Below are 15,386 nucleotides of genomic sequence, written 5' to 3'. Positions count from 1 at the left end.
CATTTCGAGAACTCCGATGCTTATTGGTAGCTATTCCACCACGCTGGTTATCATTTCCCTGTTCGTCGCGATTCTCGCTTCCTACACTGCGCTCAACCTCACCGAACGTATTGCCACGGCCAAGGGCCATGCGGTTGCGTTGTGGACGGCTGGCGGCGCCTTTGCCATGGGTGTAGGCGTATGGTCGATGCATTTTATCGGCATGCTTGCGTTCACCCTGCCCATAGACCTGGGCTACGACGTCACGCTGACCCTGCTGTCGTTGCTGATTGCGATGCTGTCCTGTGGCTTCGCCCTGTGGCTGGTCAGCCAGCCCCGACTACCTGCCTGGCAGCTGCTGTTCGGCGCGCTGACCATGGGCAGCGGGATCAGCGCCATGCACTACACCGGCATGGCAGCCATGCGCATGCAACCGGGCATCGATTACGATCCGGCGTTGTTCAGTGCTTCGCTGTTGATCGCGGTGGGTGCCTCGGGCGCGGCTTTATGGATCGCCTTCCGGCTGCGTCAGCACACGCCCCACGTTGCGCTGATGCGCGCCGGTGCGGCAGTGGTCATGGGCATTGCGATTGTCGGCATGCACTATACCGGGATGGCTGCGGCGCGCTTTCCCGACGGCAGCTTTTGCGGTGCTGCGTCCAGCGGCCTGAGCGGGAGCGGGCTGGACAACCTGGTGCTGATTACCACCCTGGCGGTGCTGACCATCGCCTTGCTGACTTCGATTCTCGACGCGCGGATGGAAGCGCGAACGGCGCATCTGGCCCAGTCACTGACCGAGGCCAACCGAGAACTGACCCAACTGGCCCTGCATGATCCGTTGACCGGGTTGCCGAACAGGGTGCTGCTGGCCGATCGCATCGACCAGGCGATGCTGGTGGTGCGTGAACAGGGCGGCTGTTTTGCGCTGATGTTCATCGATCTGGACGGTTTTAAACCAGTCAATGATGCATTCGGTCACCATATGGGCGATCAGTTGTTGTGCGAAGTGGCCCAGCGCCTGCGGGTGGATCTGCGCAGTCAGGACACCCTGGCGCGAATTGGCGGTGACGAGTTCGTCCTGCTGGTGCAACTGGCCGAGCAGGATGACGCGCTGAATCTGGCCGCGCGTCAGGTCGGTTTGATTGCGCGCTCGTTCCGCGTCGCCGAACATGACCTGCAGATATCCGCCAGCGTCGGCATTGCGGTCTATCCGGGCAACGGCGAAACCGCCCAGGAATTGCTGATGAACGCCGATGCCGCGATGTATCACGCCAAGGGCACCGGCAAGAACGGCTACAGCTTCTTTGACGCTTCAATGAACAGCAACGCGCGCAAGCAACTGCAGCTGTTGCAGGACCTGCGCGCGGCACTGGAGCAACAGCAATTCAGTCTTTATTACCAACCCAAGTTCGATGCCGCCAATGGCCGTCCGGTCGGTGCCGAGGCGTTGTTGCGCTGGGTGCATCCGACCCAGGGCATGCTGCTGCCGGACAAGTTCATCGAGCTGGCGGAAAAGACCGGGTTGATCATTCCGATCGGCGAATGGGTGCTCAATGAAGCCTGTCGGCAGATGCGCGAGTGGTATGTGCTGGGGTACACCGACTGGCGCATCGCGGTGAATCTTTCGGCGTTGCAGTTTTGCCATGCCGGTCTGGTCCAGAGCGTCGCCAAGGCCCTGGCGACTCACCATCTGCCGGCCAACAGCCTGACTCTGGAAATCACCGAAACCACGGCCATGAGCGACGCCGATGCGAGCATGACGGTGCTGCAGGCGCTGTCGGACATGGGCGTGGACCTGTCTATCGATGACTTCGGTACCGGCTATTCCAGCCTGATGTACCTCAAGCGCCTGCCGGCCAACGAATTGAAGATCGACCGTGGTTTCGTTCGTGATCTGGAGCGCGACAGTGATGACGCCGCCATCGTTTCGGCCATCGTCGCCCTGGGGCGGGCGTTGGGCCTGCGGATAGTGGCGGAGGGGGTGGAGACCGACGTGCAGCAGGACTTCCTGACGCAATTGGGCTGTGACTCTTTGCAAGGGTATCTGCTCGGCCATCCGCTGCCGGCCGAGCGCTTCATGATGGATATTGTTCGTGGGGAGCAGATGGCGGCGGTCTGATGGACCGCGATGGCGTCAGTAATGACACCCCTGACCATGCAAAAACCGCCGATGGCGGTTATTCTTGACCCCGACTGCTTACGCAAAAAATGGGGAAAGTCAGCATGGACAAAGTCATCGTCATCACCGGTGGGGGCCGAGGTATCGGCGCTGCGACAGCGCTCCTGGCCGCTGAACGGGGCTATCGGATCTGCATCAATTATCAGGCTGACGAAGAAGCGGCACACGCGGTACTCGAACAAGTGCGCGCAATGGGGGCCCAGGCGATCGCGGTACGCGCCGATGTGAGCATCGAGGATGAAGTGGTCGGGCTGTTCAACCGCGTGGACGCCGAACTGGGCCGTGTGACCGCCCTGGTGAACAACGCCGGCACCGTCGGACACAAATCCCGCGTGGACGAAATGTCCGAGTTCCGTATTCTCAAAATCCTCAAGACCAACGTCCTGGCGCCCATTCTCTGCGCCAAGCACGCGATCCTGCGCATGTCGCCCAAGCACGGCGGCCAGGGTGGCAGCATCGTCAACGTGTCGTCGGTGGCGTCGCGCCTGGGATCGCCCAACGAATACGTCGACTACGCGGCTTCCAAAGGGGCGCTGGACAGCTTCACCATCGGCTTGTCCAAGGAAGTAGCGGGCGAGGGGATTCGGGTCAATGCGGTGCGGCCAGGATTCATCTACACCGATTTCCATGCGCTCAGTGGCGACCCGGATCGGGTGAGCAAGCTGGAGTCAGCGATCCCGATGGCCCGGGGTGGGCGGCCGGATGAGGTGGCTGAGGCGATTGTCTGGTTGCTGTCGGACAAGGCGTCGTATGCGACGGGGACCTTTATTGATCTGGGCGGCGGACGCTAAGAGCTCAAGCTCAAGCTTTTGACTTTAAAAAGACCGGACAATCCGTCCCAACGTCTCCATCGCCTTTTCCGCCGTCTCATCCCAGGGACTGCCATAATTCAGCCGGATACAATTCCTGAACCGTCGGGTCGGTGAAAAAATCGGCCCCGGCGCGATACTGATGCCTTGGGCGAGCGCCATCTGGAACAGCTTCAACGAGTCCATCTGCTCCGGCAACTCCAGCCACAGGAAGTACCCGCCAGCAGGCTGGCTGACCCGCGTCTGTGCCGGGAAGTACCGGGCAATGGCCGCGAGCATTGCGCTTTGCTGCTCCTCCAGCGCATAGCGCAATTTGCGCAAGTGTCGATCGTAACCGCCGTGCTGCAGGTAGTCGGCAATTGCTGCCTGGGCTGGCATCGATGCGCAGAGTGAAGTCATCAGCTTCAGGCGTTCGATCTTCTGTGCGAACCGCCCGGCAGCTACCCAGCCAATGCGGTATCCGGGGGCCAGGCTCTTGGCGAACGAACCGCAGTGCATCACCAGGCCCTCGGTATCGAAGGCCTTGGCCGGTTTGGGGGCCTGTTGGCCGTAATACAGTTCGGCGTAGACATCGTCCTCGATCAGCGGCACCTGATGCCGACGCAACAACTCGACCAGTTCCTGTTTCTTCGCCTCGGGCATGGTCGCGCCCATGGGGTTCTGGAAGCTGGTCATGCACCAGCAGGCCTTGATCGGATGGCGCTCCAGGGTTTGCGCGAGCACGGCCAGGTCAATGCCCTCGCGTGGGTGCACGGGAATTTCCACCGCCTTGAGCTTGAGCCGCTCGAGAATCTGCAAGCAGGCGTAGAAGGCCGGCGCCTCGATGGCGACCAGGTCGCCGGGTTCGGTCACGGCCTGCAGGCACAGGTTCAGTGCCTCCAGGGCGCCGTTGGTGATCAACAGCTCCTCCATCGGCAACATCAGCCCGCCCACCATATAACGCAGGGCAATCTGCCGGCGCAGCTGTGGATTGCCCGGCGACATGTCGGTGACCACCATGCGCGGATCCATGTCCCGGGTGGCGCTGGCCAGGGAGCGTGACAGGCGCTGCAGGGGAAACAGCGCCGGGCTGGGGAAGGCCGAGCCAAAGGGCACGGTGTTCGGGTCCTTGATCGAATCGAGCACCGAGAACACCAGTTCGCTCACGTCGACCTCGGTTGATTCGTTCACCTGGCTGCTGATCTCCGGCTCGGAAAAAGGGCTCGGGGCGTGGGTGTTGACGAAGTAGCCGGAGCGCGGCCTGGCGCGGATCAAACCGCGCCGCTCCAGCAGGTAATAAGCCTGGAACACGGTGGATGGGCTGACCCCGTAGGTCTGGCTGGCGTAGCGCACCGAAGGTACCCGCTGACCGGGGCCGAGGACGCCGGAGCGGATCAGTTCAGCGATGTCGTCGGCGAATTTTTCGTAGCGTTTCATCTAAAGCCCGGTTGGGTTGTTCTGTGAAATCGGGGGGACTGATTCGCGGGCAAGCCCGCTCCCACCGGTTTTGCAGTGCGCTTGTGGCAGCACAGCAGTCTAAGGGATCAACGGTTCATCGGCGCAACAAACCGGCTCTTGGCTTCGCTGTAGATCCCGGGCTCATCCGTATCGACGATCTTGAACACAATGCTTTGCGAGCTGCTGCTCGGGCGCTGCGTGGTCATCGCCACGGACACCGGCACGTCGACAATTTCCCCTGGCGCCAGGCTTAGTTCGGTCTTGCCTTGCAACTGGAAGTCGTCACCCTCCACCAGCATCAGGCGATAGTCCTGGTGCTCCTGGGTCTTGTTGATGACCTTCAAGCTGTAGATGTTTTCGATCTGCCCCTGGCTGTTCTCGCGGAACAGCCCGCGGTCCTTGCTGACATCCAGCGAGACCATTGGCCGTTCCACCAGCGCGAGGGCGAGGGCGCCGATCATCGCCAGCAGCACGGCGGTGTAACCGATCAGTCGCGGTCTTAACAGACGGGTCTTGCCACCCTGCAGTTCGTGTTCGGAGGTATAGCTGATCAATCCACGGGCGTAGCCCATCTTGTCCATGATCGAATCACAGGCATCAATGCACGCTGCGCAACCAATGCACTCCATCTGCAAGCCGTCGCGGATGTCGATACCGGTCGGGCACACTTGTACGCACAGCTGGCAGTCGATGCAGTCGCCCAGGCCGACAGCAGCCGGTGCTACGTCACGCTTGCGCGGGCCACGGTGTTCCCCGCGAGCGAAGTCGTAGGAAATGGTCAGGGTGTCCTTGTCGAACATCACGCTCTGGAACCGCGCATAGGGGCACATGTGCATGCACACCGCTTCACGCAACCAGCCGGCATTGATGTAGGTGGCACCGGTAAAGAACAGGACCCAGAACAGGCTGACACCGGCCATTTGCAGGGTCAGCAATTCTTCGGCGAGGGGCCGGATCGGGGTGAAATAGCCGACGAAGGTAAGACCGGTGAGCAGACTGATCGCCAGCCATAGCGTGTGCTTGGCCGAACGCCGCAGGAGCTTGTTGAAGGTCCAGGGGGCCGCCTGCAGTCTGATCCGCTGATTGCGTTCGCCTTCAGTGATTTTCTCGCACCACATGAAAATCCAGGTCCAGGAGCTCTGGGGGCAGGTGTAGCCACACCAGACCCTCCCGGCGAATACGGTGATCGCAAACAGCCCAAATGCGGCGATGATCAGCAGCGCCGAGAGCAGGATGAAATCCTGTGGCCAGAAGGTTGCACCAAAGATGTGGAATTTGCTTTCGGACAGGTCCCAGAGCACGGCCTGGCGCCCACCCCAATTGAGCCACACCGTGCCGAAGAACAGCAGGAACAGAAACCCTGCACCGCTCATGCGCAATGTACGAAACAGGCCGGTAAAACTGCGGGTGTGAATCAGATTGTCGCTGGACCCGGTCTTCGTCTTTGCACGCGAAGGCTCAAAAGTCTGGACGGACGGGGCACTCTCAAGGGTTCGGACGGGAATTCTTTCGCTCATGGTCTTTCGCTCATCAGCCTCCATCAGGCCGGAGCACTATGAGCGTCGATCTGTTTGCATAACAGACTCAGGTATCGCAATAAAAAGCGGATCAGATGGGCTCTGATCCGCTGTCTGCGACACTTTGAAGCAGCTGTCAGCCCGGTCCCTGCGCGCCTGTCGCAAGCACTCGCCGGCCGGGTTGATCTGCGTCGGTCAAATCACCGAATCACTGTCGGTGGCTTTCAAATGCTTACGCCCATCTACGGCGCCTGCTACGGTCAATGCATCAGCTTCTGCTTCAGTGATGTAGACGCGCTGACCATCGAGTTCGACCGCCGACATGGCTTTGTCCGAGTCGGTGATCACGGTGACGTCGGGACACAGGCGGATTTCTTCGCCGTTCTCGGTAGTGAAGAAGCAAGTCTGGTTTTCGATGCGAACGGTCATGGCGGAGTCCTTATTTCTGCGGGGTCTGCAGCATTAGGCTATGGCCGGCCAGCATCGTTCGGTGCAACCGATTAATGGTTGGCGTGGTCCATCTTCCAGAACAATCACAAGGACAGCAGCATGAAAGCCTGGTGGCATGAAGTATGGGAAACCCTGCAAGCGGAATTCGCCGATATCGGCGATGCAGCACAATTGACACGAATCACTGTGAGACTGGTGATCGCCGCGATCCTGGGCGGCATTTTGGGGTTCGAACGGGAGCACAAAGGCAAGGCCGCCGGGGTGCGTACCCACATGCTGGTGGCATTGGGTGCCGCATTGTTTGTGCTGGTGCCGCAAATGTCCGGGTCGCAGGCAGATGCCATGAGCCGGGTGGTGCAGGGGGTAATTGCCGGCATCGGTTTTCTTGGCGCCGGGACCATTCTGAAAAATACCGGAGGCGAAGAGGGCCACGTGAAGGGATTGACCACCGCAGCCGGGTTGTGGATGACCGCTGCGATCGGAGTGTCGGCAGGCATGGGGCGTGAGTCGACTGCAGTGCTGAGTACGTTGCTGGCACTGGCGATTTTCAGCGTGATGCCGAGGATTTTGAAGTTGCTGGATAAAGATCGGGGTGATGCACCGTAACCATTGCCGAACCAGCAGACTCGGCCACCTGTTGTAACGGCTCACTGCTCGGCCATCAGCGACGATTACGGCCTACTGCTTTGCCATCGTCTACGATCGCGCGTCTACGATCGCTGCCAACTGTAGGAGCGAGCTTGCTCGCGAAGAACCTGAGAGCGCCGTTGGGTGTCAGGCTACCCTCGTCATCGTTAGCGCCCATCGCGAGCAAGCTCGCTCCTACAGGGTTTTCAGGGTTTGCGGGGTAGGGCTACACGATCACCGGCGGCATGGTATCTGGCGGGTCTTCCCGTGGCGGTGGGACCGTTCCAGGCGGCTCCTGCTCTGGCACCGGCTGCGGATCGGTTGGCGGAATAACGGGATTGTCGATATTCGGATCCGGCGTTTCAACAGGGTTGGGAATCGTCATCGCTGCATCTCCTGTGGCACATGGCTTGAGTCGTGCTTAAGTCTGTTGACCCTGGCTCTCATGAAATGATTCCCGTGATCGAAACAACGTGATCGAACTGAACAATCAGCGTGAACTTTACCTGCGCCGGTCGCTCGGAACCTAAGTGAGTTCATTCCGGGGCCGAGCGCTTTGCGATTGTCGGCCCAGTACAAGAGCGTCCATGGGGCGTAAAGGAGAGATGCTCGATGACGTCTGAAAAGCCTGCAGAGTTGAGCTACAACCCTCATATACCGTTGTCGCAGGCACTTTTGCTGCCGCGAATCGCGATTGAAGACACCATGCCGATCCTCGATGGCGGGCAGTTCGCTGTCAAAGCCGTGGTGGGTCAGGACGTCGTGGTCACCAGCAAGGTGTTTGCCGACGGCCATGACAAGCTGGCGGTGCGGGTGCGTTGGCGCTCCGAGGGCGATGACAGCTGGCACAGCGCGGTGATGGGCGAACTGGGCAATAACGGCTTTCAGGGCCAGTTTCGCGTCGAGCGCCAGGGCCTACACGTGTTCTTTGTGGAGGCCTGGATCGATCAGTTCGCCAGCTTCTGTTATGAACTGGAGAAAAAGCACAGCGCACGGGTGCCGGTCAGCCTGGAACTGCAGGAAGGTCGTACTCAGGTCCAGCACGCCGCCGAGCGTGCCGAAGGGCCTCTGAGCGAAGCACTGGCGGCTTTGCACCATGAGCTGTCCGGGCTGCTCGAAACCGAGCAGGTTGCACTGTTTCTGCACCAACGTAGCGCCGACCTGATGGCTCAGGCCGACCATCGGGCCTTTGTCAGTTTCAGCCCCGAGTACCCGGTGGACGTTGAGCGTGAACTGTCGCAGTTTGCCAGCTGGTACGAACTCTTTCCCCGTTCCGTCACCGACGATCCAGCCCGGCATGGCACGTTCAACGACGTACACTCGCGCTTGCCGATGATCCAGGACATGGGCTTCGACGTCCTGTATTTCCCGCCTATTCATCCCATCGGTCGCAGCCATCGCAAAGGCCCGAACAATTCCCTGACCGCCGGTCCCGATGACCCGGGCAGCCCCTATGCCATTGGCAGTGCCGAGGGGGGGCATGAGGCCATTCACTCGCAGCTGGGCACCCGCGAGGATTTCCGTCGCCTAGTGGCGGCAGCGGCCGACCATGGCCTGGAGATCGCCCTGGATTTCGCGATCCAGTGTTCCCAGGACCATCCATGGCTGCAACAGCATCCGGGCTGGTTCAACTGGCGTCCGGACGGCACGATCAAATACGCCGAAAACCCGCCGAAGAAATACCAGGACATCGTTAACGTCGACTTCTATGCCGTTGATGCGATTCCGAGTCTCTGGGTCGAACTGCGCGACATCGTGGTGGGCTGGGTCGAGGAGGGCGTGAAGATCTTCCGCGTCGATAACCCGCACACCAAGCCCCTGCCTTTCTGGCAGTGGCTGATCGCCGACGTGCGTGCGCTGTATCCGGAAGTGATCTTTCTCGCGGAAGCCTTCACCACGCCCGCGATGATGGCGCGCCTGGGCAAGGTCGGTTACTCCCAGAGCTACACCTACTTCACCTGGCGCAACACCAAGTACGAGCTGTCGACTTATCTGGCCGAACTCAACGAATCGCCATGGCGGGAATGTTATCGCCCGAATTTCTTCGTCAATACACCGGACATCAACCCGGCGTTCCTGCACGAGTCCGGGCGTGCCGGGTTCCTGATCCGCGCGGCCCTGGCAACCATGGGCTCAGGCCTGTGGGGCATGTATTCGGGTTTTGAGTTGTGCGAAGCGGCGCCGGTGCCGGGCAAGGAGGAATACCTCAACTCGGAGAAGTACGAGATCCGCCCGAGGGATTACAACGCGCCGGGCAACATCATCGCCGAGATCGCCCAGCTCAACCGCATTCGCCGGCAGAACCCGGCCTTGCACTCGCACCTTGGCTTGAAGATCTACAACGCCTGGAACGACAACATCCTGTATTTCGGTAAGCGTAGCGTCGATGGCAGCAACTTCATTCTGGTAGCGGTCAACCTTGATCCGCACAACCCCCAGGAAGCGAATTTCGAGCTGCCGCTGTGGGAAATGGGTTTGCCGGACGACGCGCACACCCAGGGTGAGGACTTGATGAACGGGCACCGCTGGACCTGGCACGGCAAGTACCAGTTCATGCGCCTGGACCCGGCTCAGCAATCGTTCGGCATCTGGCGGATTTCAGTGTCCTGACCAACCGAGCCTGACGCCGGCCCCTAAAGGGGCGATTTGCGAGGTGCATCGCTTTATCAATTTTAACAGGAGTTTCAAATGGCGAAGAAACCCAAGGCTGCCACCTTTATCAAAGACCCGCTCTGGTACAAGGACGCGGTGATCTATCAGGTTCACGTCAAGTCATTTTTCGACTCCAACAACGACGGGATCGGCGACTTTCCCGGCCTGATCTCGAAACTCGATTACATTGCCGACCTCGGCGTCAACACCATCTGGCTGCTGCCGTTCTATCCGTCGCCGCGTCGCGACGACGGTTACGACATTGCCGAATACCGAGGTGTACACCCTGACTACGGGACGATGGCCGATGCCAGGCGGTTCATCTCCGAGGCCCATGATCGTGGCCTGCGGGTGATCACCGAGCTCGTTATCAACCACACCTCCGACCAGCACGCCTGGTTCCAGCGGGCGCGCAAGGCCAAGAAAGGCTCGGCCGCCCGGGACTTCTACGTGTGGTCCGATGACGACCAGAAATACGACGGCACGCGCATCATCTTTCTCGATACCGAGAAATCCAACTGGACCTGGGATCCGGTGGCCGGGCAGTACTTCTGGCACCGCTTCTATTCGCACCAGCCGGACCTGAACTTCGACAACCCGCAAGTCATGAAAGCCGTGCTGTCGGTGATGCGCTACTGGCTGGACATGGGCATCGACGGCCTTCGCCTGGACGCTATTCCGTACCTGATCGAACGTGACGGCACCAACAACGAGAATCTGCCGGAGACCCACGACGTCCTCAAGCAGATCCGTGCCGAGATCGATGCCAACTACCCAGACCGCATGCTGCTCGCCGAAGCCAATCAATGGCCCGAAGACACTCAACTGTATTTTGGCGACACCGATGCCCAGGGCCAAAACGGCGATGAATGCCACATGGCGTTCCATTTCCCGCTGATGCCGCGCATGTACATGGCGCTGGCCCAGGAAGACCGCTTCCCGATCACCGACATCCTGCGGCAGACCCCGGAGATTCCCGCCAACTGCCAGTGGGCGATTTTCCTGCGTAACCATGATGAGCTGACGCTGGAGATGGTCACCGACAAGGAGCGCGACTACCTGTGGAACTACTACGCCGCTGATCGCCGCGCACGCATCAACCTGGGCATCCGCCGGCGTCTGGCACCCTTGATGGAGCGTGACCGCCGCCGCGTGGAACTGCTCAACAGCCTGCTGTTGTCGATGCCCGGCACGCCGACCCTGTACTACGGTGACGAAATCGGTATGGGCGACAACATCTACCTGGGTGACCGGGATGGCGTGCGTACGCCCATGCAGTGGTCGATTGACCGCAATGGCGGCTTCTCGCGCGCGGACCCGGCCAGTCTGGTGTTGCCGCCGATCATGGACCCGCAATACGGTTACCTGTCGGTGAACGTCGAGACCCAGGCCGGCGACCCGCACTCGCTGCTCAACTGGACCCGGCGCATGCTTGCCGTGCGCAAGCAATCCAAGGCATTCGGGCGCGGCACCCTGAAAATGCTTTCGCCAAGCAATCGCCGAATCCTGGCGTATACCCGTGAATTCACCGGCGAGGACGGTAAACACGAGATCATTCTGTGCGTGGCCAACGTATCGCGCAGTGCCCAGGCGGCCGAGCTCGACCTGTCGGCCTACACCGGCATGGTGCCGGTGGAAATGCTCGGTGGGAACGCGTTCCCACCGATCGGCCAGCTTAACTTCCTCCTGACCTTGGCGCCGTATGGCTTTTACTGGTTTGGCCTGGCGGCTGAGAACCAGATGCCCAGCTGGCATGTGGAACCGGCGCAGAGCTTGCCGGACTTCACCACCCTGGTGCTCAAGCACCGCTTGGAAGAACTCCTGGAAGCGCCGTCTCGCGCCACGATGGAGCAGGGCATTTTGCCCAACTGGCTGCAAAATCGCCGCTGGTTTGCCGGCAAGGACGCCACCATCGAACAGGTAAAACTGGCCTATGGCGTGCGCTTTGGCGACGCAGAGCATCCGGTGTTGCTGAGCGAAATCGACGTCACCAGCAATGGCCAGACCAGTCGGTATCAGCTGCCTTTCGGCTTTATCGCCGAGGATCAGGTCGGTCCGGCGCTGCCGCAGCAACTGGCACTGTCCCGAGTTCGCCGCGGTCGTCAGGTCGGCATCATTACCGATGCATTTGCCCTGGAAAACTTCATTCGTGCGGTGTTGGAGGGTATGCACAACAACACCGTACTGGCGTCTGACGAAGGTGATATCCGCTTTGAACCGACCCCCGCGCTGGCTCAACTGGGCCTCAACGCGGAGTCGGAGGTGCGCTATCTGTCGGCCGAGCAGTCCAACAGTTCGGTCGTGGTCGGCAAAAGCCTGGTGCTGAAACTGATCCGCAAGATCGCCTCCGGGGTCCACCCTGAACTGGAAATGAGTGCGTACCTGACCAACGCCGGGTTCGCCAATATCTCCCCATTGCTGGGCTCGGTGATTCGTCGTGACGCCGAAGGCGAGGACACGCTGCTGATGATCGCCCAAGGCTTCCTGAGCAATCAGGGCGATGCCTGGGAATGGACGCAGAACAACCTCGAACGCGCATTACGTGACGAACTGGCGCAAGCCATTTCGGAACAGGAACAGCACTACAACGCCTTGGGCGAGCTGAAGGATTTTGCCGGCATGCTCGGCCAGCGCCTGGGTGAAATGCATCAGGTTCTCGCCGCGCCCACCGATGACCCGGACTTCGCGCCGCAGGTCACCACGCAAAAAGAAGCCCTGGCCTCGGCCAAGGACGTCGCCGCGCAAGTGGAACATGCTTTGAAGTTGCTCAAGCAGCATCAAACCGAACTGAACCCGGCCGACCAGGCGCTGGTCAGTCGCTTGGTGGACAACAAAAAGGCGATCCTGAGCCATGTTCAGGAGCTGGGCAAAAAGGCGGCAGGTGGCCTGCGGATTCGTGTACACGGCGACTTGCACCTGGGCCAGGTGCTGGTGATCAAGGGCGATGCCTATCTGATCGACTTTGAAGGTGAACCGGCCCGGCCACTGCATGAGCGACGGGGCAAGCACAGTCCGTACAAGGATGTGAGCGGGGTATTGCGCTCGTTTGATTACGCGGCAGCCATGACCATCAATGTGCACAATGTCGATAACACCGAAGCGGCACAGGCGGCGCGAGTCAGGGTCGCCGAGCGCTATTTAAATGAGGCTCGCCAGGCATTTGTCGACGCTTATCGGCTGGCGGCAGCTAGTCTTGGACATGCGTGGCAAGATCCGGCAGGCGAGGACGCTGCGCTGGCGTTGTTCGGTCTGGAAAAGGCCGCGTACGAGGTGGCCTACGAGGCTGAGAATCGCCCAACCTGGCTGCCCGTGCCGTTACATGGTTTGTATGGTTTATTGAGTGGGCTGAAACCCTTTTCCGATCTTGGTGGAGAGTAGTCATGAGTTTCCAGAACAAGGAACTGGGTCACGCTAAAGAAGCGCTGCTGCCCGGATCGCAGGACCTCGACGCGCTGGTGCGCGCCGCACATCCCGACCCTTTTGCAATTCTCGGTCCCCATGCCGATAACGCCGGCGGGCAATTCATTCGGGCCTATCTGCCGGATGCCCTGAGCGTGCAAGTACTCGCGAAGGATACCGGCGAAGAACTGGGCAATCTTGAGGCCACCCAGACCCCAGGTTTGTTCGTCGGGCATTTCGATCGCGCCCAGCCTTACCTGTTGCGCACCCGCTGGGCCGGCGGCGAGCAGGTTTCCGAGGATCCCTACAGCTTCGGTCCCTTGTTGGGCGAGATGGACCTGTACCTGTTTGCCGAGGGCAACCATCGGGATTTGAGCAGTTGCCTCGGTGCACAGTTGAAAACGGTAGACGGGGTCGATGGCGTGCGGTTTGCCGTCTGGGCGCCGAATGCCAAGCGGGTTTCGGTGGTGGGTGATTTCAACAACTGGGACGGCCGCCGTCATCCGATGCGCCTGCGGCATCCGACGGGTGTCTGGGAGCTGTTCATCCCGCGCATGCAGGCGGGCGAAACCTACAAATACGAAATCCTCGGCGCCAGCGGTATCTTGCCTCTAAAGGCCGACCCGATGGCCCTGGCGACCACCTTGCCGCCAGACACGGCGTCCAAGGTCGCCTCGCCCTTGAGTATCGAATGGCAGGACCAGGCGTGGATGCAGTCGCGCATCGAGCGCCAGCACCCCAGTGCGCCGCTATCGATCTACGAGCTGCACGCCGGCTCCTGGCAGTGTGAGCTGGATGACCTGGGCGAAGTCGCTCGCCAGTACACCTGGCACGAACTGGGCGAGCGGTTGATTCCTTACGTGAAGGAACTGGGTTTCACCCACATCGAGCTGATGCCGATCATGGAACACCCGTTCGGTGGATCATGGGGTTATCAGCTGCTGTCGCAGTTCGCGCCTAGTGCCCGCTACGGTTCGCCGGATGATTTTGCCGCCTTCGTCAACGCCTGCCACCTGGCGGATATTGGTGTGATCCTTGACTGGGTACCGGCGCATTTCCCGACCGACACCCACGGCCTGGCGCAATTCGACGGCACCGCGTTGTACGAATATGGCAACCCGCAGGAAGGTTTTCACCAGGATTGGGACACGCTGATCTACAACCTCGGCCGCACCGAGGTGCATGGCTACATGCTGGCCTCGGGGTTGCATTGGCTCAAGCATTTCCACGTCGACGGCCTGCGCGTCGATGCGGTGGCCTCGATGCTCTATCGCGACTACTCGCGTAAGGCCGGCGAATGGGTGCCCAACCGCCACGGCGGGCGGGAGAACCTGGAAGCGATCGACTTCCTGCGCCACCTCAATGACGTGGTCAACCTTGAGGCCCCAGGTGCCCTGGTGATCGCCGAGGAATCCACCGCGTGGCCCGGCGTCAGCCAGAGCACGCAACAGGGCGGCCTGGGTTTCGACTACAAATGGAACATGGGCTGGATGCACGATTCGTTGCACTACATCCAGCAGGACCCGGTGTACCGTGGGCATCATCACAACGAGCTGAGCTTTGGCCTGGTGTATGCCTGGTCCGAGCGCTTCATCCTGCCGATTTCCCATGACGAAGTGGTGCATGGCAAGCATTCGCTGATCGACAAGATGCCCGGCGACCGCTGGCAGAAATTTGCCAACTTGCGGGCTTACCTGAGCTTCATGTGGTCCCACCCGGGCAAGAAACTGCTGTTCATGGGCTGCGAGTTCGGCCAGTGGCGCGAGTGGAATCACGACCAGCAACTGGATTGGTACCTGCTGCAGTACTCGGAACACAAGGGTGTGCAAAAGCTGGTGGGCGACCTCAACCGGTTCTACCGCGAAGAACCGGCGATGCACGACCAGGACGACGCGCCACAGGGCTTCCAGTGGTTGATTGGCGACGATGCGATCAACAGCGTCTATGCCTTCCTGCGCTGGAGCAAGGATGGCAGCCCGGTTCTGGTGGTTGCCAACTTCACGCCTGTGCCGCGCCAGGGTTATCGAGTGGGCGTGCCGTTTGCCGGTCGCTGGACCGAGGTCATCAACAGCGACGCGGCGATGTACGCCGGGTCCAATTATGGCAACGGGGGCGGGGCGTTTACCGAGGAAGAACCCAGCCACGGACAGCCGCTGTCACTGTCGCTGAATTTGCCGCCGTTGGCGGTGTTGATTCTGCGGCCTGAGGCGTAGGTCAGAAGGTAGATCAAAAGATCGTCCGATCGCGGCCCGAGCCTGCGGCAGCTCCTACACGCAATGCCCTGTAGGAGCTGCCGCCGGGTCGGGGCGCGTTCGGACGGTGTTTTGCTGTTAAAAA

General features: G+C 60.6%; 10 protein-coding genes and 1 pseudogene. 6 read left to right on the top strand and 5 right to left on the bottom strand.

Annotated elements, in window-relative coordinates; genetic code table 11:
* Positions 1-16 precede the first annotated feature (16 nt).
* Both AAEZ05_RS03935 and AAEZ05_RS03930 read left to right on the top strand, forming a co-directional pair.
* Positions 17-2,098, top strand: coding sequence for a putative bifunctional diguanylate cyclase/phosphodiesterase (locus AAEZ05_RS03935; protein WP_350646659.1), 2,082 nt, complete (start codon positions 17-19; stop codon positions 2,096-2,098).
* Between the two features lie 104 nt (positions 2,099-2,202).
* Positions 2,203-2,949: an SDR family oxidoreductase gene (locus AAEZ05_RS03930; protein WP_205892319.1), complete on the top strand. Its 747-nt coding sequence runs from the start codon at positions 2,203-2,205 to the stop codon at positions 2,947-2,949.
* Between the two features lie 24 nt (positions 2,950-2,973).
* On the opposite strand, the gene mapR is transcribed toward AAEZ05_RS03930, so the two are convergent.
* From mapR to AAEZ05_RS03915, 3 genes are all read right to left on the bottom strand, one after another.
* Positions 2,974-4,383 carry a GntR family transcriptional regulator MpaR gene (gene mapR / locus AAEZ05_RS03925; RefSeq protein ID WP_045058620.1) on the bottom strand — a complete coding sequence of 470 codons (1,410 nt, stop codon included), beginning with the start codon at positions 4,381-4,383 and terminating at the stop codon, positions 2,974-2,976.
* Between the two features lie 107 nt (positions 4,384-4,490).
* Positions 4,491-5,921 (bottom strand): cytochrome c oxidase accessory protein CcoG, encoded by a 1,431-nt coding sequence (ccoG, locus tag AAEZ05_RS03920; protein WP_350646658.1) that lies wholly within the window; start codon positions 5,919-5,921, stop codon positions 4,491-4,493.
* 195 nt (positions 5,922-6,116) lie between these two features.
* The gene (locus AAEZ05_RS03915) at positions 6,117-6,350 is read right to left on the bottom strand and encodes a DUF3203 family protein (protein ID WP_045058618.1); all 234 of its coding nucleotides are present in this window, start codon (positions 6,348-6,350) and stop codon (positions 6,117-6,119) included.
* Between the two features lie 120 nt (positions 6,351-6,470).
* On the opposite strand from AAEZ05_RS03915, the gene AAEZ05_RS03910 reads away from it, so the two are divergent.
* Positions 6,471-6,977, top strand: coding sequence for an MgtC/SapB family protein (locus AAEZ05_RS03910; RefSeq protein WP_045058617.1), 507 nt, complete (start codon positions 6,471-6,473; stop codon positions 6,975-6,977).
* Positions 6,978-7,095: 118 nt separating this feature from the next.
* Here the strand turns inward: AAEZ05_RS03910 and AAEZ05_RS03905 are convergent.
* A pseudogene (locus AAEZ05_RS03905) lies at positions 7,096-7,176 on the bottom strand (outer membrane lipoprotein carrier protein LolA); the annotation flags it as partial.
* Positions 7,177-7,224: 48 nt separating this feature from the next.
* A complete protein-coding gene (locus AAEZ05_RS03900; RefSeq protein WP_205892322.1) occupies positions 7,225-7,383 on the bottom strand; it encodes a hypothetical protein in 159 nt (52 codons plus the stop codon).
* 227 nt (positions 7,384-7,610) lie between these two features.
* Here AAEZ05_RS03900 and AAEZ05_RS03895 point away from each other — a divergent pair, with 227 nt between their 5' ends.
* The 3 genes from AAEZ05_RS03895 to glgB all read left to right on the top strand — a co-directional run bounded on the left by AAEZ05_RS03895 (position 7,611) and on the right by glgB (position 15,262).
* Positions 7,611-9,608: an alpha-1,4-glucan--maltose-1-phosphate maltosyltransferase gene (locus AAEZ05_RS03895; RefSeq protein WP_350646657.1), complete on the top strand. Its 1,998-nt coding sequence runs from the start codon at positions 7,611-7,613 to the stop codon at positions 9,606-9,608.
* 78 nt (positions 9,609-9,686) lie between these two features.
* Positions 9,687-13,028 carry a maltose alpha-D-glucosyltransferase gene (gene treS, locus AAEZ05_RS03890; protein WP_045058615.1) on the top strand — a complete coding sequence of 1,114 codons (3,342 nt, stop codon included), beginning with the start codon at positions 9,687-9,689 and terminating at the stop codon, positions 13,026-13,028.
* A 2-nt stretch (positions 13,029-13,030) separates the two neighbouring features.
* The gene (gene glgB, locus AAEZ05_RS03885) at positions 13,031-15,262 is read left to right on the top strand and encodes a 1,4-alpha-glucan branching protein GlgB (RefSeq protein ID WP_350646656.1); all 2,232 of its coding nucleotides are present in this window, start codon (positions 13,031-13,033) and stop codon (positions 15,260-15,262) included.
* Positions 15,263-15,386 lie beyond the last annotated feature (124 nt).

This window comes from Pseudomonas sp. HY13-MNA-CIBAN-0226 (genome assembly GCF_040310305.1).
In the GTDB taxonomy this organism is placed as follows: Bacteria; Pseudomonadota; Gammaproteobacteria; order Pseudomonadales; family Pseudomonadaceae; genus Aquipseudomonas; species Aquipseudomonas gregormendelii.
Note: the sequence above shows the minus strand (reverse complement) of the source record. Positions and strands in the feature narration are given on the sequence as shown.

Coding starts and splice junctions, on each gene's coding strand:
- ccoG (WP_350646658.1), bottom strand. CDS start 5,921: ATGAGCGAAAGAATTCCCGTCCGAACCCTTGAGAGTGCCCCGTCCGTC.
- treS (WP_045058615.1), top strand. CDS start 9,687: ATGGCGAAGAAACCCAAGGCTGCCACCTTTATCAAAGACCCGCTCTGG.
- mapR (WP_045058620.1), bottom strand. CDS start 4,383: ATGAAACGCTACGAAAAATTCGCCGACGACATCGCTGAACTGATCCGC.
- AAEZ05_RS03930 (WP_205892319.1), top strand. CDS start 2,203: ATGGACAAAGTCATCGTCATCACCGGTGGGGGCCGAGGTATCGGCGCT.
- AAEZ05_RS03910 (WP_045058617.1), top strand. CDS start 6,471: ATGAAAGCCTGGTGGCATGAAGTATGGGAAACCCTGCAAGCGGAATTC.
- AAEZ05_RS03895 (WP_350646657.1), top strand. CDS start 7,611: ATGACGTCTGAAAAGCCTGCAGAGTTGAGCTACAACCCTCATATACCG.
- AAEZ05_RS03935 (WP_350646659.1), top strand. CDS start 17: ATGCTTATTGGTAGCTATTCCACCACGCTGGTTATCATTTCCCTGTTC.
- AAEZ05_RS03915 (WP_045058618.1), bottom strand. CDS start 6,350: ATGACCGTTCGCATCGAAAACCAGACTTGCTTCTTCACTACCGAGAAC.
- glgB (WP_350646656.1), top strand. CDS start 13,031: ATGAGTTTCCAGAACAAGGAACTGGGTCACGCTAAAGAAGCGCTGCTG.
- AAEZ05_RS03900 (WP_205892322.1), bottom strand. CDS start 7,383: ATGACGATTCCCAACCCTGTTGAAACGCCGGATCCGAATATCGACAAT.